Here is a 26,322-nt window from a genome sequence, read left to right as displayed (position 1 = left end):
CGGGCTGGGTCTGCGGTGGGTGTGCCGTCGATCGCATCGGCTCGTCCGGCGGCCCGCGAGCAAGGGCGTCGGCGCCGGTGTTGTACCCGATCGCCTGGCCCGTGACGGATTTGCGCACACTCGCGCAGTGCGGCAGTCCCTTGCCGGGAGTGGGGTTGCGGATGGTGCCCGGTCATCGGGCGGCGCCTTTGACTGCGCTCATCGGTAGTTCGGTGCGGATCAGCCAGATTTCGCTGGCCGCGCCTGCGATGAGAGTGCCCGCCGATGGCGGCGGCTCGGCCGCGCATGTTGAGCAGTTCTGTGCGGGAGCCGTCGGGGCGGGGTTGTGGACGGTGGCGGTCAGCAGACCGCGCTTCCGCTGGGCTCATCGGCAGCTCGGCGTGGGCGGGCCGGGGCGTCGGCCGGGCTGGTGATGAGGGTGTCGGGTCGCTCGTGCGTGTTGAGCGGTCCGGTGTCGGTGAGGCCAGTGGTGGGGTCCGGGTCATCGGGCCGCGCCCTTCGCCGAGGCTCGTCGGCGGCTCGGCGCGGATGAGCCGGCTTTGCCGGCTGGTCCGGACGAAGCAGCGGGACGTTCATGCATGTTCGGCGGTCCCGTGACGGAGCCGCCCGGGGACGGGGTGCGGGTCATCGGGTTGCGCCTGCCGCTGGGCTCATCGGCAGCTCGGCGTGGAGGGGCCGGGGCGTCGGCCGGGCTGGTGATGAGGGTGTCGGGTCGCTCGTGCGTGTTGAGCGGTGCTGTGTCGTAGCCGCCGCGGGGTGGGTCATCGGGTTGCGCCTTCCGCCGGGCTCACTGGCAGCTCGGCGCGGACGAGCCAGCTCTCGCCGGCCAGTCCCGCGGTCAGGGTGCCGCCGACGGCGTCGGCTCGCTCGCGCATGTTCAGCAGTCCCGTGCCCGAGCCGCCGGAGGGCTGGTGCGGGTGGTGCACGTCGTTGCGGACCTCGACCGCCAAAATGCCGTCCAGGTGGCGGATGTCCACGTCGACCCGGCCGCCCGGGGCGTGTTTCACCGCGTTCGTCAGGGCCTCCTGGGCGATGCGGTATGCCGTCAGGTCGACCGCCGCCGGCAGCGAGGCCTGCGAGTCCACTGTGGACTCGACGGTGACCGCCAGTCCGCTCGCTCGTGCGGACTCCACCAGCCTGGACAGCTGGGCCAGCCGGGCCGGTGCCGTCGTCTCCGCGCTCCCTTCCTCGGTCTTCAGCAGCCCGATCATCGCTCGCATCTCCTCCAGCGCGCTCACGCTGTTTTCCCGCACCGACTCCAGCACCGTCTTCGCGAGCTTCGCGTCCGACAGCGACAACGCGGCCTCCGACTGGATCGCGATGGCCGACAGGTGTCCGGCGATCACGTCGTGCAGGTCGCGTGCCATCCGCCCGCGTTCGGCGGCCACTGCCGCGCGCCGATCCAGCTCCGCGATCTTCGCCAGCTGCGCGGCGTTCGCCCGTTCCGTTTCGGCGATGTCGCGCTGCTGCCGGACGTTCGCCGCCCACCACACCGGCGTGACGACGAACGGCAGCACCGCCACCGCGGCCAGCACCGCCGTGCGCCACGTCTGTCCCACCACCAGCACCGCGGCCAGCACGGTGACCACCGACGCCGCGGCGATCCCGATCATCACCCGGCTCGTGCGCCGGGAGCCGTACAACGTCGCCGCGTACAGGAAGTCGGTGTAGATGATCGCCATCGGCAGCGACGGGCCGAGCCGGATGTCCACCGCCAGCACCGCCGTGGCGAGGAGCAGCGCGCCCGGCACCCACCGGCGCAGCAGCTCGAGCCCGCACAGCGCGGTCAGCTCGAGCAGCCGCACCCACAGCGGGGCGTGGTCGTCCGCCGTCACCAGCCGGTGGATGCCTGCCGCGTACACGCCGGCGCCGAGCAGCCAGGTCGTCAGCGCTATCAGCGCGTCCTGCTGCCACGCCGGGAGTGCGCGGAGGCGGGGGATGGACATGTGACCATCTCAGCACAGGGGGTGAGCGGTCCGCGTCCTACGAAGTGATGACCTTGGTCCTCCCTTCCGACGACGCGCCCCGGCCGGTCCGCGCGCCAGCCTGGAAGCGTGGACGAGATCGGGAAGTTCCTGGCGGAGAATCCGATGGCCGCCGTCATCGCGGGCGGCGAGATCGGGTTCTGGGTGCTGCTCCTCGCGGGGCTGGCCGTGCGGTACGTGCTGCGCGCCCGGCGCGCGTCGGCGGTGCTGCTGGCGATGGTGCCGGTGATCGACGTCGTGGTGCTGGTCGCGACGGTGCTCGACCTGCAGGGCGGCGCGAAGGCCAACTTCACGCACGGGCTGGCGGCGGTCTACCTCGGGTTCAGCGCGGTGTTCGGTCCGGGCATGGTCCGCTGGGCCGACGCGCGGTTCGCGCACCGCTTCGCCGGCGGCCCGCCACCGCCGCCGAAACGGCGCGGCCGCCGCCACGAGTGGCGCGAGTTCGGCAAATGCGTGCTGGCCTGCGGCCTGTCCGCGGCGGCGCTGCTGGCGGCGATCTTCGTGATCGGCACTCCGGAGCAGGTGGCGCCGCTGTGGGACTGGTTCCCGCGGCTGGGCACGGTGACGGCGGTGTGGCTGGTCACGGGCCCGGTCTGGGAAGAGCTGTTCGGCCGGGGCGAGCGGGTGCGGCCGTGATCGAGCTGCTCGGGAGGCGGCGGAAGCGCGTGGAGTGACGGGCGGGTCGGTGAGGGCTGGAGGCCGGGTGGTGAACGGCGGTCGGAGGGGGCGGTGCGGTGAGGACGGGCGTCGGTGGAGGGCGCGGTGAGGGCGGTGGGAACGGAGCGGTGGGCGAGGGCCGGGTTGGCGGTCGGGGCGGTGGGCTGAGTCGCCGGGGTCGGTGGGCAGCGGTGAGGGCGGCGCGGCCGGTGCGGGCAAGGTGCGGGGCAGAAGGAGGGAGGTGTCGTGAAAGGCCGGGCTGGAGGGAGGAGGGCAGTGGCCAGGGTGGGCTAGGTGGCCGGGCCGTCGAGGGCAGCGGTCATGGGGCCCCGGGGCCGGGGCAGTGCAGTGGGCGCAGCGGGCAGCCGGAGGCGAGTGGTGGCCGGGGCGGCCGGGTTGCCACAAGCAGCGCCGGATCGCGGGACCGGAACCCGCCCGCCGAGCCGTCACCCGCAGGGGCGCCCACCAGCGCGCGGGGTGACGTCTTCGCGCGCAGATGGCGGGATCGGCCGGGCACCGGAATGCTTGTCCCGTGCCCGATGACATCCCCGCCCGCCGTCCGCTGCAGCAGCTTGCCGATCGCTTCGGCGTCGCCACCCGGTACCGGAATGCCGACCAGGTCTGGGTCGACGTCGAAGACGATGTCGTCGTCGCCGTCCTCCGGCAGTTCGGGGTCGATGCCTCCAGCGATGCCGCCATCGCCGAAGCCCTCCGGCGGGACGCCGGCCGGGACCGGCTGCCGCCGACCGTCGTCGTCAAGCAGGGGACCAGCCGGCCCCTGCCCCGCGGTGCCGAGGTCGTCCTCGAAGACGGCCGCCGGTTGCCGGCCGGGGACGCACTGCCCGGCGACCTGCCGCTCGGCTGGCACCGGATCGTCACCGCCGACCAGGACGTCGTGCTCGCCGTCGTACCCGCGAAGCTGCCCGATGTCCCGCCCGCCTGGGGCTGGATGCTGCAGCTCTACGCCCTGCACTCGCCCGGCTCCTGGGGCATCGGCGACTACGCCGACCTGCGGACCTTCGCTGCCCGGTCGGCCTCCGAACTCGACGCCGGCGTCCTGCTCGTCAACCCCGTGCAGGCCTTCAGCCCGGCGCACCCCGTCGAACGCTCTCCCTACTCGCCCGCGAGCCGGCGCTTCGCCAACCCCATCTACCTGCGGGTCACCGCCACCGAGACGTTCGAGAAGGCCGACCCCGCGACCCGGGAAGCGGTCAGCTCCCTCGTCCCGGACCGGGACGGCGAGCTCATCGACTACGACAAGGTGTGGACGGCCAAGCGTGCCGCGCTCGAGCTGCTGTGGCCGCACCGCGTCGAAGAACCGCCGGCCGACGCCGACCTCGAAGCCTTCGGCCTCTTCTGCGCCCTCGCCGAGCGGCACGGCGGCGACTGGCGGGACTGGCCAGAGGCCCTGCGCGACCCCGCCGGACCCGAGGTCGAACGCGCCCGCGAAGAGCTCAAGGAGCGCGTCGGCTTCCACGCGTGGCTGCAGCACCTCTGCCGCCTGCAGCTCGAAGCCGCCCGGACGGCCGCGCGCGAGGCCGGGATGACCGTCGGGATCGTGCACGACCTGCCGGTCGGCGTGCACCCCGGCGGGGCCGACACCTGGGCCGCGCGGGACGTCTTCGCCGCCGACGTGCGCGTCGGGGCGCCGCCGGACGCCTTCAACCAGCAGGGCCAGGACTGGAACCTGCCGCCGTGGCGGCCCGACAAGCTCGCCGAGGCCGGGTACGCGCCCTTCCGGGACGTCATCCGCGGCGTCCTCCGCTACGCCGACGGCATCCGCGTCGACCACATCGCCGGGCTCTGGCGGCTCTGGTGGATCCCGCCGGGCGAGCCGCCGCACCGCGGCACCTACGTCCACTACGACGCCGAGGCCATGGTCGGCGTGCTCGCGCTCGAAGCGCACCGCGCGGGCGCGGTCGTCGTGGGGGAGGACCTCGGCACGGTCGAGGAGACCGTCACCGAGACCATGCACGAGCGCGGCATGCTCAGCTCGGCCGTGCTGTGGTTCGAACGCGACTGGGACGCGCCGGGCAAGCCGTTCACCCGGCCGGCCGACTGGGACCCGGAGGCCATGGCCAGCATCTCCACGCACGACCTGCCGACCGTCTCCGGCTGGCTGGCGGGCGAGCACGTCCGGGTCCGCGCCGAACTGGGCCTGCTGGACCGCGGGGTCGAGGCCGAGGAAAACGCGGCCGCCGCGGAACGTCAGGCGCTGCGGGAACTCCTTGCCCGGGAAGGGATCCCGGACGACGACATGGTGGTCGCCCTGCACACCCTGCTCGCGAAGGCCGCGTCCCGGCTCGTGCTGACCTCGCCCGCGGACGTGGCGGGCCAGGTCCGGCAGCCGAACCTGCCCGGGACGGTCGACCAGTACCCTAACTGGCGGATTCCCCTTCCCGTCAGCGTCGACGGCTTCTTCACCGCGAAGGGGGTGCGCGCCGCGGTGGCGCCGCTGGCGGCGGCGCGTCCGTTGCCCGGATAACGGGTACCCCCGCGGAACACGATCCCGTCCGCGCGCGCGGACACCGGCACGACCCAGCTCGATTCGAGGAGACCCCAGTGCGGCCCTGGCCCGGAACGCCCTATCCGCTCGGCGCCACCTACGACGGAGTGGGGACGAACTTCGCCCTGTTCTCCGAGGTGGCCGAGCTCGTCGAACTGTGCCTGTTCGACGCCGAGGGCAAGGAGACGCGCTACGCGCTCGAAGAAGTCGACGGCTTCGTCCACCACGGCTACCTGCTCAACGTCGGGCCCGGGCAGCGGTACGGGTTCCGGGTGCACGGCCCGTACGACCCGAAGCGCGGCCTGCGCTGCAACCCGAACAAGCTGCTCATCGACCCCTACGCGAAGGCCGTCTCGCACGGCGTGAAGTGGGACGAGTCGCTGTTCGGCTACAAGTTCGACAACCCCGAAGAGCGCAACGACGACGACTCCGCCGGGCGGGTGCCGTACTCACTGGTGGCGAATCCGTTCTTCGACTGGGGCAACGACCGCCAGCCGAAGCGGCCCTACAACGAGACGGTGATCTACGAAGCGCACGTCAAGGGCATGACGGTGAACCACCCGTTCGTGCCCGAGGCGCTGCGGGGCACCTACGCCGGCATGGCGCACCCGGCCGTCGTCGAGCACCTGCAGAAGCTCGGCGTGACGGCGGTGGAGCTGCTGCCGGTGCACCAGTTCGTCACCGACCACGGCCTCGCCCAGAAAGGCCTGACGAACTACTGGGGCTACAACACGATCGGCTACTTCGCGCCGCACGACTCCTACGCGGCGATGCCCGGCGAGGGCGGCCAGGTCCAGGAGTTCAAGGGCATGGTCAAGGCCTTCCACGAAGCCGGCATCGAAGTCATCCTCGACGTGGTTTACAACCACACCGCCGAGGGCAACCACCTCGGGCCGACCCTGTCGATGCGCGGCATCGACAACGAGGCCTACTACCGGCTGGTCGAGGGGGAGCCCGAGTACTACATGGACTACACCGGCACCGGGAACTCGCTCAACGTGCGCAACCCGCACACCCTGCAGCTGATCATGGACTCGCTGCGCTACTGGGTGACGGAGATGCACGTCGACGGGTTCCGCTTCGACCTGGCCTCGGCGCTGGCCCGCGAGTTCTACGACGTCGACCGGCTGTCGACGTTCTTCGACCTGGTCCAGCAGGACCCGATCGTCAGCCAGGTGAAGCTCATCGCCGAGCCGTGGGACGTCGGTCCCGGTGGCTACCAGGTCGGGAACTTCCCGCCGCTGTGGACGGAGTGGAACGGGCAGTTCCGCGACACCGTCCGCGACTTCTGGCGCGGTGAGCCCTCGACGCTGGGCGAGTTCGCGTCGCGGATCACCGGCTCCTCGGACCTCTACCAGGACGACGGCCGCCGCCCGTTCGCCTCGATCAACTTCGTCACCGCGCACGACGGCTTCACGCTGCGGGACCTGGTGTCCTACAACGAAAAGCACAACGAGGCCAACGGCGAGGACGGCCGTGACGGCGCCGACGACAACCGCTCGTGGAACTGCGGGATCGAGGGCGAGACCGACGATCCCGAAGTGCTCGCGCTGCGTGCCCGCCAGCAGCGGAACATGCTCGCCACGCTGATGCTGTCCCAGGGCGTGCCGATGATCCTGCACGGCGACGAGTTCGGCCGGACCCAGCAGGGCAACAACAACGTCTACTGCCAGGACTCCGAACTGTCCTGGATGGACTGGGAGCTGGCCGACGACAACGCCGACCTGGTCCGGTTCACCGCCGGGCTCGGCGCGTTCCGGCACGCCCACCCGGTGTTCCGCCGCCGCCGGTTCTTCCAGGGCGGCCCGGTCGGCAAGGGCGACAAGCTCGGCGACATCGCCTGGTTCACCCCGGCGGGGGAGGAGATGACCGAGCAGAACTGGGACGACGGCTTCGGCAAGGCGGTCGTCGTGTTCCTCAACGGCCAGGCGATCCCGGACCTGGACGCGCGCGGCATGCCGGTCGAGGACGACTCGTTCCTGCTCGCCTTCAACGCCCACTACGAAGACATCGACGCCAAGCTGCCGGGCAACGGGTACGGCCAGGCCTGGACCGTCGTCGTCGACACCGCGACCGGCGAGGTGGAGCCCGCCGGCGCCGAGCCGATCGAAGGCGGCGGCCAGTTCACCCTGCCCGCGCGGTCGCTGGTCGTGCTGCAGCGGACGGAGCCCGCATGACGGTCCCGGAGTCGACCTACCGGGTGCAGCTGCGCCCGGAGTTCACCTTCAGCGACGCCGCCGGCATCGCCGGCTACCTGCGTGACCTGGGCATAGGGGCGCTCTACGCCTCGCCGGTGCTCGACGCCGCCCCGGGCTCGACCCACGGCTACGACGTCGTCGACCCGACGCGCGCCCGGCCGGCACTGGGCGGTGAAGACGCCCGCCGCGAGCTGAGCGCGCTGCTCAAGGAGCTCGGCATGGGCCTGGTGGTCGACATCGTGCCGAACCACATGTCGGTCGAGGTGCCGAAGGCCAACAAGTGGTGGTGGGACGTGCTCGAGCACGGCCGCGACTCCGAGTACGCGTCCTTCTTCGACATCGACTGGGAGCGCGGCCCGCTGCTGCTGCCCGTGCTCGGTGACGATGGAGCCGTCGCCGAGCTGTCGGTCGAGGACGGCGAGCTGGCCTACTACGACCACCGGTTCCCGATCGCGCCCGGCACCGCGGGCGGGACGCCGCAGGAGGTCCACGAACGCCAGCACTACCGCCTGATCGGCTGGCGCCGCGGCAACGCCGAGCTGAGCTACCGGCGCTTCTTCGACATCACGAACCTGGCCGCGGTCCGCGTCGAGGACCCGACGGTGTTCGCGGAGACGCACGGCGAGGTCCTGCGCTGGGTGGCCGACGGCGACGTCACCGGCCTGCGCGTCGACCACCCGGACGGGCTCGCCGACCCGGGCGGGTACTTCCGGCGGCTGCGCGAGAACGCGCCGGGCGCGTGGATCGTGGCGGAGAAGATCCTGCACCCGGGCGAGCCGCTGCCGCAGACCTGGCCGGTCGACGGCACCACCGGCTACGACGCCCTGCGCGAGATCGCCGGCGTGTTCGTCGACCCGGCCGCCGAGCCCGCCTTCACCGAGCTGGCGAACGAGCTGGGCGTGAAGACCGGCTACCACCGCGTCGAGGCCGAAGCCCGGCGTCTGGTCACCGACCGCATCCTCGTGGCCGAGGTCCGGCGGATCGCGGCGCTGCTGCGCGACGTCGACGCCGAAGCCGCGCGGGCGGCGGTCGCCGAGACCATGATCGCCTTCCCCGTCTACCGCTCCTACCTGCCCGAAGGCACGGAACACTGGGCCGCCGCGATCGCCGGGGCCCGGCAGGCCCGGCCCGACCTCGGTGACGCGCTGGACGCCCTCGACGCGCAGGTCCGCGCCGAGCCGGGCGGCGAGCTGGCCACCCGGCTCCAGCAGACGTCCGGCATGGTCGTGGCCAAAGGCACCGAGGACACGACGTTCTACCGCTACACGCGCTTCGCCGCGCTCAACGAGGTCGGCGGCAATCCGGACCGGTTCGGCATCGGCGTCGAGGAGTTCCACCGGCTGGCGGCCGAGCGGGAAGCCGGGCACCCGGCGGCGATGACGACGCTGACCACGCACGACACCAAGCGTTCCGAGGACACCCGCGCCCGGATGGCCGTGCTGGCCGAGGTGCCCGGCGAGTTCGCCGACGCGGTCCGCCGCTGGAGCGCGCGGCGCGGGATCGACGAGCCGTCGCTCAACCTCCTGGCCTGGCAGACGCTGGTGTCGACCTGGCCGATCGAGCCCGCGCGGCTGCGGGACTACCTCGACAAGGCGGCCAAGGAGGCCAAGCTCCGGACCAGCTGGACCGACCACGACGAGGCGTTCGAGGCCGACGTCGCCGCGTGGCCCGGGGACGTCATGGGCGACGCCGAGCTGGCGTCGGACGTCGAGGCGTTCGTCGCGCGCATCGGGAAGGCCGGGTACGCGAACTCGCTCGGCCAGAAGCTCGTCCAGCTGACCGCGCCCGGCGTCCCGGACGTCTACCAGGGCACCGAGCTGTGGGACTTCTCGCTGGTCGACCCGGACAACCGCCGTCCGGTCGACTACGCGGCCCGCCGCGAGATCCTGGCCCGGATCCTCCAGGGGGAGCAGCCGGAGATCGACGCGTCGGGCGCGGCGAAGCTGCTGGTCGTGCACAAGGCGCTGCGGCTGCGCCGCGAACACCCGGCGCTGTTCCGCGGCTACCGGCCGTTGCGGGCCGAAGGGCCCGCGGCGGAGCACTGCCTGGCCTACACGCGGTCCGCGGACCTGGCGGTCGCGGTGACGCGCCTGCCGGTCGGCCTCGAAGCCGGCGGCGGCTGGCGCGGCACCGTGCTGCCGCTGCCCGGCGGCACCTGGACCGACGTCCTGACCGGCCGCGAGGCTACCGGCGACCTGGCCACCCTGTTCGACCGATATCCCGTCGCGTTGCTGGTGCGAGGAGACGCATGAGGTTCAGCGTGTGGGCCCCGTCGGCCCGCCGGGTCCGGGTGAGCGTCGACGCCGGTGTCCACGAGATGACCGCCGGTGACGGCGGCTGGTGGCACGCCGACGCCGAGGGGGTCAACTACGCCTTCCTCCTGGACGACGACGAGACGCCGCTGCCCGACCCGCGGTCGCGCCGGCAGCCCCACGGCGTGCACGCGGAGTCCCGCGTCTACGACCACGCCGAGTTCGCCTGGACCGACGACGCCTGGACCGGACGGCAGCTGCCCGGGGCCGTCCTCTACGAGCTGCACGTCGGCACGTTCACCGAGGGCGGCACCTTCGACGCGGCCATCGACCGGCTCGACCACCTCGTCGACCTCGGCATCACGCACGTCGAGCTGCTGCCGGTCAACGCCTTCGACGGCACCGCCGGCTGGGGGTACGACGGCGTGCTCTGGGGCGCGGTCCACGAGCCCTACGGCGGACCCGACGGCTTCAAGCGGTTCGTCGACGCGGCGCACGCGCGCGGGCTGGCCGTCGTGCTCGACGTCGTCTACAACCACCTCGGGCCGTCCGGGGCCTACCTCGACCGGTTCGGGCCGTACTTCGCCGGGCGGAACGACTGGGGACCGGGGCTCAACCTCGACGGCCCCGGCTCCGACGAGGTCCGCCGGTACGTGATCGGCAACGCGCTGAGCTGGTTCCGCGACTTCCACGTCGACGCCCTGCGCCTGGACGCGGTGCACGCGCTGCTCGACCGGCGCGCGGTCCACCTGCTCGAACAGCTCGCCGTCGAGGTCGAGACGCTGTCCGCGGCCCTCAACCGGCCGCTGACACTGATCGCCGAGTCCGACCTCAACGACCCGCGGCTGGTCACCCCCCGCGAGCGCGGCGGCTACGGCCTGCACGCGCAGTGGTCGGACGACTTCCACCACGCCCTGCACGTCAAGCTCACCGGCGAGACGTCCGGGTACTACACGGACTTCGCCGCACCGGACGCGGTCGAGCGGGTCCTGCGCGAGGTGTTCTTCCACGCCGGGACCTGGTCGTCGTTCCGCGAGCGCACGCACGGCCGCCCGGTCGACACCCGGACCGTGCCGGGCCACCGCTTCCTCGCCTACCTGCAGAACCACGACCAGATCGGCAACCGCGCGACCGGCGACCGGCTGTCCGCGACGGTCCCGCCGGACCGGCTGGCCTGCGGCGCTGCGGTCCTGTTCTGCTCGCCGTTCACGCCGATGGTGTTCATGGGGGAGGAGTGGGCGGCGAGCACGCCGTGGCAGTTCTTCGCCTCCTTCCCGGACCCGGAGCTGGCCGAGGCGGTCCGCACCGGCCGCCGCCGCGAGTTCGCCCGGCACGGCTGGGGCGAGGCCGACGTGCCCGACCCGATGGACCCGGCGACCGTCGAACGGTCCCGGCTCGACTGGGCCGAGCCCGAGCGTCCCGGCCACCGGGAGATGCTCCGGCTCTACCGCTCGCTGATCCGGCTGCGCCGCGAGCGGCCGGAACTGGCCGACCCGTGGGTCGGCGACGTGTGCGTCGACACGACGCCGGACGGGGCCTGGCTGGTGCTGCACCGCGGCGGGCTGCGGCTGGCCGTCAACTTCGGCGCCGGCCCGGTGACGCTGCCGCTCGGCGCCACGGCGACCCTGCTGACCTGGGGCGAGGCCATCGTGGACGGTGGGGCCGCGCACCTGCCCCCGGACACTTTCGCCCTCGTCGAAACGGCGGCGGCCGGGTAACTCGTCGGCATATCGCGCGCGAGCCACCGGCCCGATCTGGGACGATTCAGGAATGGCCACACGACCCTCCACCCAGCACGTCCTCGCCGGACGCCCGTTTCCGCTCGGCGCCCACCCGGAGGCAGGCGGAGTGCGGTTCGCCATCACCTCGGCCGTCGCCGACGCGGTCGACCTCTGCCTGATCGACCCCGACGGGTCCGAGCGGCGGATCCCGCTGACCGAGCGCACGTTCGGCGTCTGGCACGGCCTGGTGCCCGGCGTGACGCCGGGGCAGCGGTACGGCTACCGGATCCACGGCCCGTACGACCCGGTCCGCGGCCTGCGCTGCAACCCGCACAAGCTGCTCGTCGACCCCTACGCCCGGCAGATCACCGGCGGGCTCACCGACCTGCGGGCCGCGCAGGGCTTCACCGGCGACCCGGACCGCGGCCCGATGTCCACAGTGGACTCCCTTGGCAGGGTGCCGCTGTCGGTGGTCAGCTCGCCGGGCGGGCCGGACACCGGGGTCAAGCCGGAGGTCCCGTTCGAGGAGGCGGTGATCTACGAGCTGCACGTCAAGGGGTTCACCCAGCAGCACCCGTTCATCCCGGAGGCGCTGCGCGGCACCTACCTGGGCCTGGCCCACCCGGTCGCGATCGAGTACCTGACCCGGCTCGGCGTCACGTCCGTGGAGCTGCTGCCGGTGCACTCGTTCCTCGACGAGCCGTCGCTGGTGCGGGCCGGCCGGCACAACTACTGGGGGTACTCGCCGCTCGGCTTCTTCGCGCCGCACGCCGCCTACGCCAGCGAGCCCGGCCACGAGGTCGAGGAGTTCCGGCTGATGGTGGCCGCCCTGCACGCGGCGGGCATCGAAGTGATCCTCGACGTCGTGTTCAACCACACCTGCGAGGGCGGCCCGGACGGGCCGACGCTCAGCTTCCGCGGGCTGAACGCGCCGGAGTACTACCTGCACACCGAACGCGGGCACATGGCCGACATCACCGGCTGCGGCAACACGCTGGAGGCCGGCTCGCCGACCGTCGTGCGGCTGGTGACCGACTCGCTGCGGTACTGGACGCAGGAGATGGGCGTCGACGGCTTCCGCTTCGACCTCGCCAGCACGCTCGGCCGGCCGCGCGGCGGCGTCTTCGACCGCAACTCGACGATGCTCACCGCGATCACGACCGACCCGGTGCTCTCGCGCTGCAAGCTGATCGCGGAACCGTGGGACGCGACCGGCGAGGGCTACCGCGTCGGCGACTTCGGCGCCCAGTGGGCCGAGTGGAACGGCCGCTACCGCGACACCGTGCGTGACTTCTGGCGCGGCGCGACCGGCGTCCGGGACCTCGCCTACCGGCTGTCCGGCTCGTCGGACCTCTACGACCACAACCTGCGGCGCCCGTGGCAGTCGATCAACTTCGTCACCGCGCACGACGGCTTCACGCTGCGGGACCTGGTGTCCTACAACGAAAAGCACAACGAGGCCAACGGCGAGGACAACCGCGACGGCGGCAACGACAACCGCTCGTGGAACCACGGCGCCGAGGGGGAGACCACGGACCCGGCGATCCGCGAACTGCGCGCCCGGCAGGTGCGCAACCTCTTCGCGACGCTGCTGCTGTCCACCGGCACGCCGATGATCACCGCGGGTGACGAGTTCTGGCGGACCCAGCGCGGCAACAACAACGCGTACTGCCTCGACGACGAGACGTCGTGGCTGGACTGGACGCCCGAAGAGCAGGAGGCGGACGCGATGCTCGCCTTCGCCCGGCGGGTGGTCCGGCTGCGCGCGAACAGCCCGGCGCTGCGCCAGCCGGAGTTCTTCGAAGGCCGGACGACGCCGACCGGCAAGCCGGACCTGATCTGGTTCCGCCCGGACGGCGAGGAGTTCGGCGAGACCGACTGGTTCGAAGACCGGCACACGCTCGGCATGTGGATCGACGGCTCGAACAGCCAGGCCCGCAACCGCGACGGCGAGCTGGTGCCCGACCACTCGTGGCTGCTGTGGCTGCACGCCGGCGACCAGCCGGCCGAGGTGGTGCTGCCGGGCCGCGAGTACGGCGAGACGTTCAAGCCGACCCTCGACACGAGCACCGCGGACGGCAGCCCGGCCGACCCGGGCCCGCTGGAGGCCAAGAGCCGGCTGACGCTCCAGTCGCGTTCGCTGCTCCTGCTGCGTGCCCCGCGGCTGGCGGCCGAGGCCGCCTGACGCCGTTCCCGGACGGCCGTCCGGAGGTGCGTGTCGTCCGTTCGGGTACGGCTGGTGGCCGTTCGGGTCCGCGTGCCGGACGGCCGGGGACGGCACCCGGGGCGGGCGCCGGTGTAACCCGCGGGAAACCCGCCGGAAATTCGTTGCGGGGAAAGCGTTTCACCCGAGGTGGTCTGGGTACACGGCTAGAGAACCCTGCCTCGTGGGCACTTGATCGAGTCAGGCAGACTGTCGCCTGCCTGCGTCCAACCGACACACCGAGGGGCGTTGCCCATGACCGGCCGGCTCGGCATCGACGACGTCTCCCCCAGCGTGAGCTGCGGCCGGTATCCGGCCAAAGCCGTTGTGGGGGAACACATCCCGGTCACCGCGACCGTCTGGCGCGAAGGCCACGACGCGGTCGCCGCCACCGTCGCGTGGCGCGGCCCGGACGACCGACTCACCCGCCAGACGCGGATGGTGCCCCGCGGCCCCGACCACCCCGACTCCTTCGCCGCCGTGATCGTCCCGGACACCACCGGCCTGTGGACGTTCCGGATCGACGCCTGGGGCGACCCGTGGTCCACGTGGGAGCACGCCGTCGAGGTGAAGGTCGCCGCCGGGCAGGGGCCCGAAGACCTCGCCAACGACCTCGAGAACGGCGCCCGGCTGCTGGAACGCGTCGCCCGCCGTCCCGACCGCCGGGCCGAGAAGACGCTGCTGACCGGCGCGGTGGCCGCGCTGCGCGACGAGGAACGCAGCCTGGCCGAGCGCGTCGGGCCGGCGCTCTCGCCCGAGATCCGCCAGCTCATGCACGAGTTTCCGGTGCGCGAGCTGATCACCAAGGGCAAGCCGCACAAGGTGTGGGTCGACCGCCGCCGGGCCGCGTTCGGCTCCTGGTACGAGCTGTTCCCCCGCTCGACCGGCGGGCTCGACGCCGAGGGCAAGCCGGTGCACGGCACCTTCACCACCGCCGCGGCCGCGCTCGACCGGGTCGCGAAGATGGGCTTCGACGTCGTCTACCTCCCGCCGATCCACCCGATCGGGCGAGTCAACCGCAAGGGACCCAACAACACGCTGGACGCGAAGCCGGAGGACGTCGGCTCGCCGTGGGCGATCGGCTCCGACGAGGGCGGGCACGACGCCATCCACCCGGAGCTGGGCACCTTCGACGACTTCGACGCCTTCGTCGCGCGGGCGGGGGAGCTGGGCATGGAGGTGGCGCTCGACTTCGCGCTGCAGGCCGCGCCCGACCACCCGTGGGTGCTCAAGCACCCCGAGTTCTTCACCACCCGCCCGGACGGCTCGATCGCCTACGCGGAGAACCCGCCGAAGAAGTACCAGGACATCTACCCGATCAACTTCGACAACGACCCGAAGGCCGTCTACGAGGAGATGCTCCGGGTCATCACCGTGTGGATCGACCACGGGGTCAAGATCTTCCGGGTCGACAACCCGCACACCAAGCCGCCGGACTTCTGGGCCTGGCTGATCCAGTCGGTGAAGGACGCCCACCCGGACGTCCTCTTCCTGGCCGAGGCGTTCACCCGCCCGGCCCGGCTGTGGGGCCTGGCGCGGCTCGGCTTCACCCAGAGCTACACCTACTTCACCTGGCGCACGGGCAAGCAGGAGCTGATCGACTTCGCCATCGACCTGCGCGAGCACTGGAACGAGGGCAGGCCGAACCTGTTCGTCAACACCCCGGACATCCTCCACGAGTCGCTGCAGCGCGGCGGCCCGGGCATGTTCGCGCTGCGGGCGGCGCTGGCGGCGACGATCTCGCCGACCTGGGGCGTCTACTCCGGCTACGAGCTGTTCGAGCACGTCCCGGTCCGCGAGGGCAGCGAGGAGTACCTCGACTCCGAGAAGTACCAGCTGCGCCCGCGCGACTTCGAGCGCGCGCTGGCCGAAGGGCGCTCGCTGGAGCCGTGGCTGGCGAAGCTGAACGCGGTCCGGCGCGCGCACCCGGCGCTGCAGCAGATGCGCACCCTGCACTTCCACCACGTCGACAACGACGCGCTGCTGGCCTACTCCAAACAGGACCCGGCCACCGGCGACACCGTGGTCACCGTCGTCACGCTCGACCCGTACGGGCCCCAAGAGGGCACGCTCTGGCTCGACACCGGGGCGCTCGGGTTCGAGGCGCACGAGCGGCTGATCGCCCACGACGAGGTCACCGGCGACACCTGGGACTGGGGCCCGGCGAACTACGTCCGGCTCGAGCCGTGGCGGGCCGTGGCGCACGTGGTCTCGGTGAGACGCCGGCTGGCCGGCTGAGAACGGAAGGACAGGGACTCGAGGGACGAGGTGGAGCACATGGCCGAAGATGCCCGGCCCGATGCGGCGCTGGGGCTGGAAGGCGTGCCGCACACCGGCGAGGCGATGACCGCCGACGGCATGCTGGTGGAACCCCAGGCCGAGGACTTCCGGGCGGCGCAGCAGGCACCGAGCGACCCGTACTGGTTCAAGGGCGCGGTGTTCTACGAGGTGCTGGTCCGCGCGTTCGCCGACTCCAACGGCGACGGCACCGGCGACCTGCGCGGCCTGGCCGGGCGGCTGGACTACCTGGCCTGGCTCGGCGTCGACTGCCTGTGGCTGCCGCCGTTCTACGCCTCGCCGCTGCGCGACGGCGGGTACGACATCAGCGACTTCCGCGCGGTGCTGCCGGAGTTCGGCAGCGTCGAGGACTTCGTCTTCCTGCTCAACGAGGCCCACCGGCGCGGCATCCGGGTGATCACCGACCTGGTGCTCAACCACACCTCGGACGCGCACCCGTGGTTCCAGCAGTCCCGCCACGACCCCGACGGCCCGTACGGCGACTACTACGTGTGGAGCGACGACGACTCCCGCTACGCCGACGCGCGGATCATCTTCGTCGACACCGAGACGTCGAACTGGACCTACGACCCGGTGCGCGGCCAGTTCTACTGGCACCGGTTCTTCTCCCACCAGCCCGACCTGAACTACGAGAACGCCGACGTCCAGAACGCGATGATCGACGTCCTGCGGTTCTGGCTCGACCTGGGCATCGACGGGTTCCGCCTGGACGCCGTGCCGTACCTGTTCGAGCAGGAGGGCACCAACTGCGAGAACCTGCCGCGCACGCACGAGTTCCTCAAGCGCTGCCGCAAGGTCGTCGACGACGAGTACCCGGGCCGGATCCTGCTCGCCGAGGCCAACCAGTGGCCCTCGGACGTCGTCGAGTACTTCGGCGACCCGGCGGTCGGCGGCGACGAGTGCCACATGGCGTTCCACTTCCCGCTGATGCCGCGGATCTTCATGGCCGTGCGGCGCGAGTCCCGGTTCCCGATCTCGGAGATCCTGACCCAGACCCCCGAGATCCCCAGCGGCACCCAGTGGGGCATCTTCCTGCGCAACCACGACGAGCTGACGCTCGAGATGGTCACCGACGAAGAGCGCGACTACATGTACGCGGAGTACGCCAAGGACCCGCGCATGAAGGCCAACATCGGCATCCGCCGGAGGCTGGCCCCGCTGCTGGACAACGACCGCAACCAGCAGGAGCTGTTCACCGCGATGCTGCTTTCCCTGCCGGGCTCGCCCGTTCTGTACTACGGTGACGAGATCGGCATGGGAGACAACATCTGGCTCGGCGACCGCGACGCGGTGCGCACCCCCATGCAGTGGACCCCGGACCGCAACGCCGGGTTCTCCTCCTGCGACCCGGGCCGGATCTACCTGCCGGTGATCATGGACCCGGTGTACGGCTACCAGGGTCTGAACGTCGAGGCGCAGTCGAACAACGCGTCCTCCCTGCTCAACTGGACCCGGCGGATGATCGAGGTGCGCAAGCAGCACCACGCCTTCGCCGAAGGCGAGTTCGTCGACCTCGGCGGGTCCAACCCGAGCGTGCTGGCCTACAAGCGCCAGTGGCGGCGCCCGGACGGCGGCGAGGACATCGTGCTCTGCGTCAACAACCTCTCCCGGTTCCCGCAGCCGGTGGAGCTGGATCTGTCCGCGCATCGCGGGTGCACGCCGGTGGAGCTCACCGGCGGAGTGCGGTTCCCCAGCATCGGGGAGCTGCCGTACCTGCTGACGCTGCCGGGGCACGGCTTCTACTGGTTCCAGCTGACGAGCTCGGGAGACGAAGGCGAAGCGAGGTGAGTCCCTTGTCCGACCCGCGTGCGCTGGTCGAGGACCTGACCGGTGACCTGAAGCGCTGGCTGCCGGAGCAGCGCTGGTTCGCCGGGAAGGACCGGCCGGTGACCGGAGTCCGCCCGCTCGGCGTGACCGAGCTCGTCGCGGGCGACCCGCAGCTGCTGCACGTCGTCGTCGAGGTGGCGCAGGGCGAGCGGCGCGAGCCCTACCAGCTGCTCGTCGGCCGGCGGACGCACCCGCCGGAGATCGCGTCCACCAGCTGGATCGGGGCCGTCGGGGACCTCAACGCCTACGAGGCGTCCGGCGACCTGGACGTCACCGGCGTGCTGCTGGACCTGATGGCCCGGGAGGAACGCGTCGGTCCGCTGGTCTTCGAGCACGAGCCCGGGGTCCAGCTGGAGACCGGCCTGCGGGCCCGGCCGATCACGTCCGAGCAGAGCAACACGTCCCTGGTCTACGGCGGGCAGTACATCCTCAAGCTGTTCCGGAAGCTGACCCCCGGCAAGAACAAGGACCTGCTGCTGCACCGCGCGCTGCAGGGGGTGGGCAGCAAGCACATCGCCCCGGTGCTCGGCTCGATCACCGGCGACCTGGACGGCGAGCCGACCACGGTCGGCATGCTCCAGCAGTTCGTGTCGGACGCGGTCGACGGCTGGGCGATGGCCACCACCAGCGTCCGCGACCTGATGGCCGCCCCCGAACTGCATCCCGACGAAGTCGGCGGCGACTTCGCCGGCGAGGCCGAACGCCTCGGGCGCGCCGTCGCCGAGGTGCACGCGGACCTCGCCGAAGCCCTCGGCACGGAACCGGCCGACGCCGCGGAGCTGGAACGATCGACGAAGGCGATGCTCACGCGGCTGGACACGATCGCCGCGCGGGTCCCGGAGCTGGCCGCGCACGCCCCGGCGCTGCAGGCGGCGTTCGAGCGGCTGCGCACGCTGCCCGCCGACTCGGTGACCATGCAGTACATCCACGGCGACCTGCACCTCGGGCAGGTGCTGCGGACCGTGGGCGGCTGGCTGCTCATCGACTTCGAGGGCGAGCCGGCGGCCCCGGTGGAGGAGCGCCACGCGCTGCGGTCGCCGTTGCGCGACGTGGCGGGCATGCTGAGGTCGTTCGACTACGCGGCCCAGCAGATGCTGGTCGGCCAGCCGGACGACCCGGCGCTGGCCGAGCGGGCCCACGAGTGGTCCGCGCGGAACCGGACGGCGTTCTGCGAGGGCTACGCCGCGATCGCGGCCGACCCGCGCGACCAGGGCGAGCTGCTGCGCGCCTTCGAACTGGACAAGGCGGTCTACGAGGTGGGCTACGAGCACGCGAACCGGCCGGACTGGCTCGGCGTGCCGCTCGCCTCGATCGCCCGGATCACGAGCGGAGAGGGATGACACCGTGAACGCCGTTCCGGAAGGCCTCCCGGCCGCGGCGCCGCCCGCCGCCGACATCGACCGGCTGCTGGCCGGCTCCCACCACGACCCGCACTCGGTGCTGGGCGTGCACCAGGCGGGCAAGAGCTTCGCCGCCCGTGCGCTGCTGCCGGGAGCCAAGGGCGTCACGCTGCGCGCGGGCGAGCACCGGTATCCGATGGAGCCGGTGATCGACGCGCTGTTCGCGGTGGCCGTGCCCGAGCACCCCGGCGACTACCGGCTGGAGGTGGAGTACGACGGGCACACCGTCACCGCCGACGACCCGTACCGCTGGCTGCCCACGGTCGGCGAGCTGGACCTGCACCTGATCGGCGAAGGACGGCACGAGCGGCTCTGGGAGGTGCTCGGCGCCCACGTCCGGTCGTACGAGACGCCGAACGGGGTCGTCGACGGGACGTCGTTCGCGGTCTGGGCCCCGAACGCCCGCGGCATCCGGGTGATCGGCGACTTCAACGGCTGGGACGGGCGCGGGCACGCGATGCGCTCGCTCGGCTCGTCCGGGGTCTGGGAGCTGTTCGTGCCCGGCGTCGGCGCCGGCACCTGCTACAAGTTCCGGATCCTCGGCGCCGACGGCAACTGGCACGAGAAGGCCGATCCGATGGCGTTCGCGACGGAGAAGCCGCCCGCCACGGCGTCCGTGGTCACCGAGTCCGTTCATGCGTGGGACGACGCCGAGTGGGTCACGCGGCGGGAGGCCACCCAGTGGGCGGCGGCGCCGATGAGCATCTACGAGGTGCACCTCGGCTCGTGGCGGCCCGGGCTCGACTACCGCGAGCTGGCCGACCAGCTCGGCGACTACCTCGTCGAAACCGGTTTCACGCACGTGGAGCTGCTGCCGGTGTCGGAACACCCGTTCGGCGGCTCGTGGGGTTACCAGGTGACGTCGTACTACGCGCCGACGTCCCGCTTCGGCTCGCCGGACGACTTCCGCTACTTCGTCGACCGCCTGCACCAGCGCGGGATCGGCGTCCTGGTGGACTGGGTGCCCGCGCACTTCCCGCGCGACAGCTGGGCGCTGGCCCGCTTCGACGGGACGCCGCTGTACGAGCACGCGGACCCGCGCCGCGGCGAGCAGCCCGACTGGGGCACGCTCGTGTTCGACTTCGGCCGCAACGAGGTCCGCAACTTCCTGGTCGCCAACGCGCTGTACTGGCTCGACGAGTTCCACCTCGACGGCCTGCGCGTCGACGCCGTCGCGTCGATGCTCTACCTCGACTACTCCCGCAAGGACGGCGAGTGGCTGCCCAACCAGTACGGCGGCCGCGAGAACCTGGACGCGGTGAAGTTCCTGCAGGAGCTGAACGCGACCGTCTACAAGCGACACCCGGGTGTCGTGATGGTGGCCGAGGAGTCGACGGCGTGGCCGGGTGTCACGCGCCCGACCCACCTGGGCGGCCTCGGGTTCGGGTTCAAGTGGAACATGGGGTGGATGCACGACACGCTCCGCTACCTGTCGCACGAGCCGATCCACCGGGCCTACCACCACAACGAGATGACGTTCTCGCTCGTGTACGCGTGGAGCGAGAACTTCGTCCTGCCGCTCTCGCACGACGAAGTGGTGCACGGCAAGGGATCCTTGTGGGGCCGGATGCCGGGCGACGCCTGGAACAAGGCGGCCGGGCTGCGCTCGCTGCTGGCGTTCATGTGGGCCCACCCCGGCAAGCAGCTGCTGTTCATGGGCGGCGAGTTCGGCCAGGAGGGGGAGTGGTCCGAGCAGCGGTCGCTGGACTGGCACCTGCTCGACGAGCCGCTGCACCGCGGCGTGCAGGACCTGCTGCGCGTGCTGAACTCGGTGTACCGGTCGACGCCGGCGCTGTTCAGCCAGGACACCTCGCCGGACGGCTTCCGCTGGATCGACGCCAACGACTCGAGCGGCAACGTGCTGAGCTTCCTGCGCGTGGGCGCGGACGGTTCGCGGCTGGCCTGCGTGGCGAACTTCGCGGGGGTCCCGCACCACGACTACCGGGTCGGTCTCCCGGCGGCGGGCCGCTGGCTCGAAGTGGTCAACACGGACGCGGAGATCTACGGCGGTTCGGGCGTCGGCAACATGGGCGCGGTCGAGGCGACGGAGGAACCGTGGCACGGCCAGCCGGCGTCGGCGGTCCTCCAGCTCCCGCCGGCCGGAGTCCTCTGGCTGATCGAGGAGACCCCGGAGACCCCCGAGCTCCCGTGACGAAAGGCGTCACGCGTCTGATACGCGCGCCCGGCCGGAAAAAGGGTCCGCCGAGCCGGGCGCGCGGGCTTACCATCGGGACATGGGCGGCTCCGGTGGTGTCGTCGGGAACCTGATCCTGTTCGCCGTGGTTTGTGTGGCTCCCACGGTGCTGTTCTGGTGTGCGCTGCGTGTCCCGAAGCTCGTCCACTGGGTCCGGTGCAAGCGCGCGAAGCCGCTGCCGGACGGGCCGCCGATCGAACGCGTCGCCGCGGACCTGCGGCGGGTGCACCGGCTGCTCGCCGGCTACCCGTCGGGCACCCCGGCCGCGCGGCGGCTCGGCACCCGCCAGGCCTACGACGAGCTGCTCACCCAGGCGTGCCGCCAGGTCGGCGTGCCACACCGGCTCGCGGAGCTGCCCGAGGGCATGGACCGCGAGATCGAACGCCTGCGCGTCGAGGAGTCGCTGCGGGAACGCGGCCTGGCCGTGCCCTGACTTGTACGGGTCATGTACGACCCTCCGGCACCCTGCCGGGATGCGCTTTCTCATCGGTCTCGCAGCGGTGCTGCTGCTCGGCCTGCCCGCCCCCGCCGAAGCCGCCGCGAACTTCCCGCGGCTCGACGCCGCGACCGTCGACGGCTACCGGCTCACCCCGGGGGGCTCCTTCGCCACCTACGCCGGCCGGATCGCCGAGCTGGACCGGAAGCTCCCGCCCCGCGGGCTCTCGTCGCTGCTCGCCGACACCAACCGGACGGCCCGTCCGCTCTGCCACGGCACGTACCTCGCGGCCGCGCTGAAGCCCGCCGGCTTCTGCTGGGAGGACGCGAACGACGACAAGACCAACGACTGGATCCCGCAGGGCCTCACCGGCTCCGGGGACGCGGACCCGGCAACGGGCACCGCCGGCGGCAAGCGTGTCGTCGCCACGACGTGGCACACGCCCGGTGACACGATGGTCCGGCTGTCCTTTGTGGACGCCGGTGGGCTCGGCTACCGGCACGTCCTGCTCGTGGAACCGACGTCCGGCACCGATTTCGCGGTCGTCGCCGGGCACGGGCACGGCATGACGTGGTCGGGCAACCTGCTCTACGTCGCGACCACCGGCGGCCTGATCCGCGTTTTCGACACTACGCACTTCTGGAAGGTCGACGACAGCGCCGCGACAGTCGGCCTGGGCAGCGACGGCAAGTACCACGCGGCGTACTACGACTACGCGATGCCGCAGGTCGGCGCCTACTGGTACCCGGGCGGCGGCGCGTGCACGACGGCGACCGGCGCGCGCCCGTGCCTGTCGACGCTGTCGTTCGACCACACCGATTCGACGTTCGTGACGGCGGAGCACGCCCCCGAGGCGGGCGGCCGGATCCTCCGGTGGCCGTTCGACGCGGCTTCCGGGCGCCTGAAGACGTCGGCGGACGGGCTGGTGCACGCCGTCGAAGGGTTCTCGTCGCCGGTGTGGGGCATGCAGGGCGCGGTGTCCCGGGGTGGCTACTTCGTGCTGACCGGCGTCTGCCCGGAGTACGCGGGGGTGGCGGGCGACCACCCGTCGTGCCTGCACGGCGGGCTCGGCGGCGTGTCGACGTCGAGGTTGGCCGGGCAGGCGCCGGTGAACAGCCAGAACCTGTCGTACTGGCCGAAGACGGGCGAGCTGTGGCTGCTCAACGAGCAGCTCCGCGAGCGCGTCGTGGTGCACGTCCCGTGGACGACGCTCACCGGCCGCCCCTGAGCGACGGAAACCCGCCACCGGAAGTTCTCGGTGGCGGGTTTCCGTTGTCCGGTAAGGAAACTCAGTCCAGGTAGTCGCGCAGCACCTGGGACCGCGACGGGTGACGCAGCTTCGACATCGTCTTCGACTCGATCTGCCGGATGCGCTCGCGGGTCACCCCGTACACCTGGCCGATCTCGTCGAGCGTGCGCGGCTGGCCGTCGGTGAGGCCGAAGCGCAGCCGGACCACGCCCGCCTCGCGCTCGGACAGCGTCTGCAGCACCGACTGGAGCTGGTCCTGCAGCAGCGTGAACGACACCGCGTCGACCGCGACGACCGCCTCGGAGTCCTCGATGAAGTCGCCGAGCTGGGAGTCGCCCTCGTCGCCGATCGTCTGGTCCAGCGAGATCGGCTCGCGCGCGTACTGCTGGATCTCCAGGACCTTCTCCGGCGAGATGTCCATCTCCTTGGCGAGCTCTTCCGGGGTCGGCTCGCGGCCGAGGTCCTGGAGCAGCTCGCGCTGGATGCGGCCCAGCTTGTTGATGACCTCGACCATGTGCACCGGGATGCGGATGGTGCGGGCCTGGTCGGCCATCGCGCGGGTGATCGCCTGGCGGATCCACCACGTGGCGTACGTCGAGAACTTGTAGCCCTTGGTGTAGTCGAACTTCTCCACCGCGCGGATCAGGCCGAGGTTGCCCTCCTGGATCAGGTCCAGGAACGCCATACCGCGACCCGTGTAGCGCTTGGCCAGCGAAACCACGAGCCGGAGGTTCGCCTCCAGCAGGTGGTTCTTGGCGCGTTCGCCGTCGCGCACGATCCACTTGAGGTCGCGGCGCATCTGGGTGACGAGCTTCTCGCCCTCCTCCTCGGCGGTGCGCACGCGCTCGGCGGCGTAGAGACCGGCCTCGATCCGCTTGGCCAGCTCCACCTCCTCCTCGGCGTTCAGCAGCGCGACCTTGCCGATCTGCTTGAGGTAGGCCCGCACGGAGTCGGCCGACGCGGTCAGCTCGGCGTCCTTGCGCGCCTGGCGCAGCGCCTCGGACTCCTCCTCGTCCCAGACGAAGTCCGGGTTGTCGGAGCCCTTGCCCTTGTCGGCCGCCGCGCCGCGGCGGCGCGCCGCCGGGGTCTCCTCGTCGGCTTCCTCGTCGTCGTCATCGTCGTCGGCCGAGTCGGTGTCCGGCTCGTCGTTGACCGTCTCGTCGACGACGTCGACCTCGACCTCTTCCAGGTCCGACAGGTCGGGCGAGTCCAGTTCGACGTCGTCCTCGAGGTCGACGGGACCGTCCGGCTCGCCGTCTTCGGTCTTCGGGCCCTTGGTCGCGGCCTTCTTGGCCGGCGCCTTCTTGGCGGGGGCCTTCTTCGCGGTCGTCGACCGGGTGGTGGTCTTGCGCGCCGCTGGCTTCGCCGTCCCGGTGGCTGCCTCTTCGGCCGGCTCGCCGGCTGCGGTCGCTGTCTTCGTCCCGCCTCGGGTTGCGGTTCTTGCGGCTGCCACTTACGCCCTTTCGCAGCGGTCGATCATGACGAGCAACGGTCCGGGGGACCATCGCTGCCTCACATTCGGGGAACACGCCTCGGCCTGCGGTTTTGGCCTCCGCAGCCGTGGGCCGTGTTCCATTGTAACGACGGTACGCGCATGCGTCGCGAAGCGATCACCCTCCGGCCCGCCGGAGGGCCCGCGTCAGTGCTGGATGCCCTCCGCCGCGGCGGCCGCGGCGCCGACGATCCCGGCGTTGTTCTGCAGCGTCGCCACCAGCACCGGGGTGCGGATGTCCAGCAGCGGCACCCATTTCTCGGCCTTCTTGCTGACCCCGCCGCCGACGATGAACAGGTCCGGCCAGATCAGGTTTTCGAGCACGGTCAGATAACGGTGCACGCGCTTGGCCCATTCGGGGTAGGAGAGGCCCTCGTTGTCCTTCACCGACGCGGCCGCGCGCTTCTCCGCGTCGTGGCCGTCGATCTCCAGGTGGCCGAACTCGGTGTTCGGGACGAGCTTGCCGTCCTGGAACACGGCGCTGCCGATGCCGGTGCCGAAGGTGAGCAGCGCGGTGACGCCCTTGCGCGCGACCGGGTCGCCGAAGCGGATCTCCGCCATGCCCGCCGCGTCGGCGTCGTTGAGCATCGCGATCTGGTCGACGCCGCGGCCGAGCCGCTTGGCGAACAGCGCGTCGGCGTCGGTGCCGATCCACTGCTTGTCGATGTTGGCGGCGGTGTGCGCGACGCCCTTCTTCACGACCGCCGGCAGGGTCACGCCGACCGGCCCGTCCCAGCCCGCCTGCGTCACGATGTCGTGGACGACGTCCGCCACCGCCGACGGGGTGGACTTCTTCGGGGTGTCGATCCGGATCCGGTCGCCGATCAGCTGTCCGGAGTCCAGGTCGACGAGCGCGCCCTTGATGCCGCTGCCGCCGATGTCGATGCCGAAACCTCGGCGGTTCGCCTCCACCACGGACGTGGTCCCTTCTCGCACGATTCAGAAGCCTGCCTCGGAGACTTTAACCGGATGTGGTGACATGTCGGACGTGGGAGTTGACGAGTCGTTGCTGAAAAGCGTCGCTACGCAGGTCGCGGCGGATGCCGCCGAGCTGGTCCGCGAGGCGTGGGAGGGCATGGCGAAGGGCCGTTCGGTGGACGTCGGCACGAAGTCCGGCGCGACCGACGTGGTGACCGCGGTCGACCACGAGTCGGAGCGGCTCGTGCGGGAGCGGCTGGCGGCGCTGCGGCCGGGGGAGCCGGTGCTGGGCGAGGAGGGCGGCGGCGCGGCGGGCGACGGCGTGACGTGGGTGGTCGACCCGATCGACGGAACGGTCAACTTCCTCTACGGGCTGCCGTGGTTCGCGGTGTCGGTGGCCGCGCAGGTGGCCGGCGAGTCGGTGGCGGGCGCGATCGTGGAACCGGCGAGCGGCCGGGTCTGGTCGGCGGCGCGCGGACAGGGCGCGTTCCTGGACGGCCGCCGCCTGGCGGTGTCGGCGCCCGAGCGGCTGGAGGTGACGTTGGTCGGAACCGGTTTCGCGTATTCGCCGGAGCGCCGGCGTCGCCAATCGCGCTTCGCGGCGGAGCTGCTGGGCCGGGTACGGGACATCCGCCGCAACGGCGCGGCGTCGCTGGACCTGTGCGCGGTGGCGGCGGGCTGGCTGGACGCGTACGTGGAGCACGGGCTGCACCGCTGGGACTGGGCGGCGGGAGCGCTGATCGCGGCGGAGGCGGGCGCGGCGGTGTTCGTCCCGGGCGCGGCCCCGGAGCTGGGCGCGGACGCGACGTACGCGGCGGCACCGTCGATCGTGGACCCGCTGCGGAAGGCCCTGGCCGACTGCGGCGCGGCGGAGGTCTGACCGCCGGTCCCGAGCGCCCCAATGTGGCCTTCGGTGCGTCTGACGCACCGAAGGCGGCCTTCGGTGCGTCAGACGCAACCAAGGCCGCCTTGGGGCGCTTCAGGCT

The 26,322-nt window shown here is 71.9% G+C and carries 16 protein-coding genes; 13 read left to right on the top strand and 3 right to left on the bottom strand.

Translation table 11 applies throughout. The annotated features are described in order from the left end of the window. Positions 1 to 761: 761 nt before the first annotated feature. On the bottom strand, positions 762 to 1,946 hold the full coding sequence (locus BT341_RS35780) for a sensor histidine kinase (RefSeq protein WP_072480426.1): 1,185 nt from the start codon (positions 1,944 to 1,946) through the stop codon (positions 762 to 764). A gap of 108 nt (positions 1,947 to 2,054) precedes the next feature. Here BT341_RS35780 and BT341_RS35775 point away from each other — a divergent pair, with 108 nt between their 5' ends. The 12 genes from BT341_RS35775 (at position 2,055) to BT341_RS35720 (ending at position 22,905) form a co-directional block, all read left to right on the top strand. After that, entirely contained in the window at positions 2,055 to 2,621 is a 567-nt protein-coding gene (locus BT341_RS35775) for a hypothetical protein (protein WP_072480425.1), read from the top strand. Positions 2,622 to 3,174: 553 nt separating this feature from the next. Further along, positions 3,175 to 5,127, top strand: coding sequence for a 4-alpha-glucanotransferase (gene malQ / locus BT341_RS35770; RefSeq protein ID WP_072480424.1), 1,953 nt, complete (start codon positions 3,175 to 3,177; stop codon positions 5,125 to 5,127). A gap of 77 nt (positions 5,128 to 5,204) precedes the next feature. Continuing rightward, complete coding sequence (gene glgX / locus BT341_RS35765) at positions 5,205 to 7,325, top strand: glycogen debranching protein GlgX (protein WP_072480423.1); 2,121 nt, start codon at positions 5,205 to 5,207, stop codon at positions 7,323 to 7,325. Beyond that, positions 7,322 to 9,598: a malto-oligosyltrehalose synthase gene (gene treY / locus BT341_RS35760; RefSeq protein WP_072480422.1), complete on the top strand. Its 2,277-nt coding sequence runs from the start codon at positions 7,322 to 7,324 to the stop codon at positions 9,596 to 9,598. The genes glgX (BT341_RS35765) and treY overlap by 4 nt, the downstream gene beginning before the upstream one ends. Then, positions 9,595 to 11,316 (top strand): malto-oligosyltrehalose trehalohydrolase, encoded by a 1,722-nt coding sequence (gene treZ, locus BT341_RS35755; protein ID WP_072480421.1) that lies wholly within the window; start codon positions 9,595 to 9,597, stop codon positions 11,314 to 11,316. The genes treY and treZ overlap by 4 nt, the downstream gene beginning before the upstream one ends. Before the next feature lie 52 nt (positions 11,317 to 11,368). Beyond that, complete coding sequence (gene glgX, locus BT341_RS35750; protein WP_072480420.1) at positions 11,369 to 13,504, top strand: glycogen debranching protein GlgX; 2,136 nt, start codon at positions 11,369 to 11,371, stop codon at positions 13,502 to 13,504. Positions 13,505 to 13,777: 273 nt separating this feature from the next. Continuing rightward, positions 13,778 to 15,760, top strand: a complete 1,983-nt coding sequence (locus tag BT341_RS35745; RefSeq protein ID WP_072480419.1) for an alpha-1,4-glucan--maltose-1-phosphate maltosyltransferase — start codon at positions 13,778 to 13,780, stop codon at positions 15,758 to 15,760. Between the two features lie 39 nt (positions 15,761 to 15,799). Beyond that, positions 15,800 to 17,608, top strand: coding sequence for a maltose alpha-D-glucosyltransferase (gene treS / locus BT341_RS35740; protein ID WP_072480418.1), 1,809 nt, complete (start codon positions 15,800 to 15,802; stop codon positions 17,606 to 17,608). Positions 17,609 to 17,613: 5 nt separating this feature from the next. Then, positions 17,614 to 18,987 (top strand): maltokinase N-terminal cap-like domain-containing protein, encoded by a 1,374-nt coding sequence (locus tag BT341_RS35735; protein WP_072480417.1) that lies wholly within the window; start codon positions 17,614 to 17,616, stop codon positions 18,985 to 18,987. A 4-nt stretch (positions 18,988 to 18,991) separates the two neighbouring features. Continuing rightward, positions 18,992 to 21,199: a 1,4-alpha-glucan branching protein GlgB gene (gene glgB, locus BT341_RS35730; protein WP_072480416.1), complete on the top strand. Its 2,208-nt coding sequence runs from the start codon at positions 18,992 to 18,994 to the stop codon at positions 21,197 to 21,199. 82 nt (positions 21,200 to 21,281) lie between these two features. Further along, a complete protein-coding gene (locus BT341_RS35725; protein WP_072480415.1) occupies positions 21,282 to 21,674 on the top strand; it encodes a hypothetical protein in 393 nt (130 codons plus the stop codon). Between the two features lie 40 nt (positions 21,675 to 21,714). Next, complete coding sequence (locus BT341_RS35720) at positions 21,715 to 22,905, top strand: hypothetical protein (RefSeq protein ID WP_072480414.1); 1,191 nt, start codon at positions 21,715 to 21,717, stop codon at positions 22,903 to 22,905. A gap of 61 nt (positions 22,906 to 22,966) precedes the next feature. Here BT341_RS35720 and BT341_RS35715 read toward each other — a convergent pair whose 3' ends face one another. Beyond that, positions 22,967 to 24,379 (bottom strand): RNA polymerase sigma factor, encoded by a 1,413-nt coding sequence (locus BT341_RS35715; protein WP_072480413.1) that lies wholly within the window; start codon positions 24,377 to 24,379, stop codon positions 22,967 to 22,969. 186 nt (positions 24,380 to 24,565) lie between these two features. Further along, positions 24,566 to 25,330, bottom strand: coding sequence for a polyphosphate--glucose phosphotransferase (gene ppgK, locus BT341_RS35710; protein WP_072480412.1), 765 nt, complete (start codon positions 25,328 to 25,330; stop codon positions 24,566 to 24,568). A 67-nt stretch (positions 25,331 to 25,397) separates the two neighbouring features. Here ppgK and BT341_RS35705 point away from each other — a divergent pair, with 67 nt between their 5' ends. Beyond that, on the top strand, positions 25,398 to 26,216 hold the full coding sequence (locus BT341_RS35705) for an inositol monophosphatase family protein (protein ID WP_072480411.1): 819 nt from the start codon (positions 25,398 to 25,400) through the stop codon (positions 26,214 to 26,216). Positions 26,217 to 26,322: the final 106 nt, after the last annotated feature.

Source organism: Amycolatopsis australiensis (genome assembly GCF_900119165.1).
Taxonomy (GTDB): domain Bacteria; phylum Actinomycetota; class Actinomycetes; order Mycobacteriales; family Pseudonocardiaceae; genus Amycolatopsis; species Amycolatopsis australiensis.
Note: the sequence above shows the minus strand (reverse complement) of the source record. Positions and strands in the feature narration are given on the sequence as shown.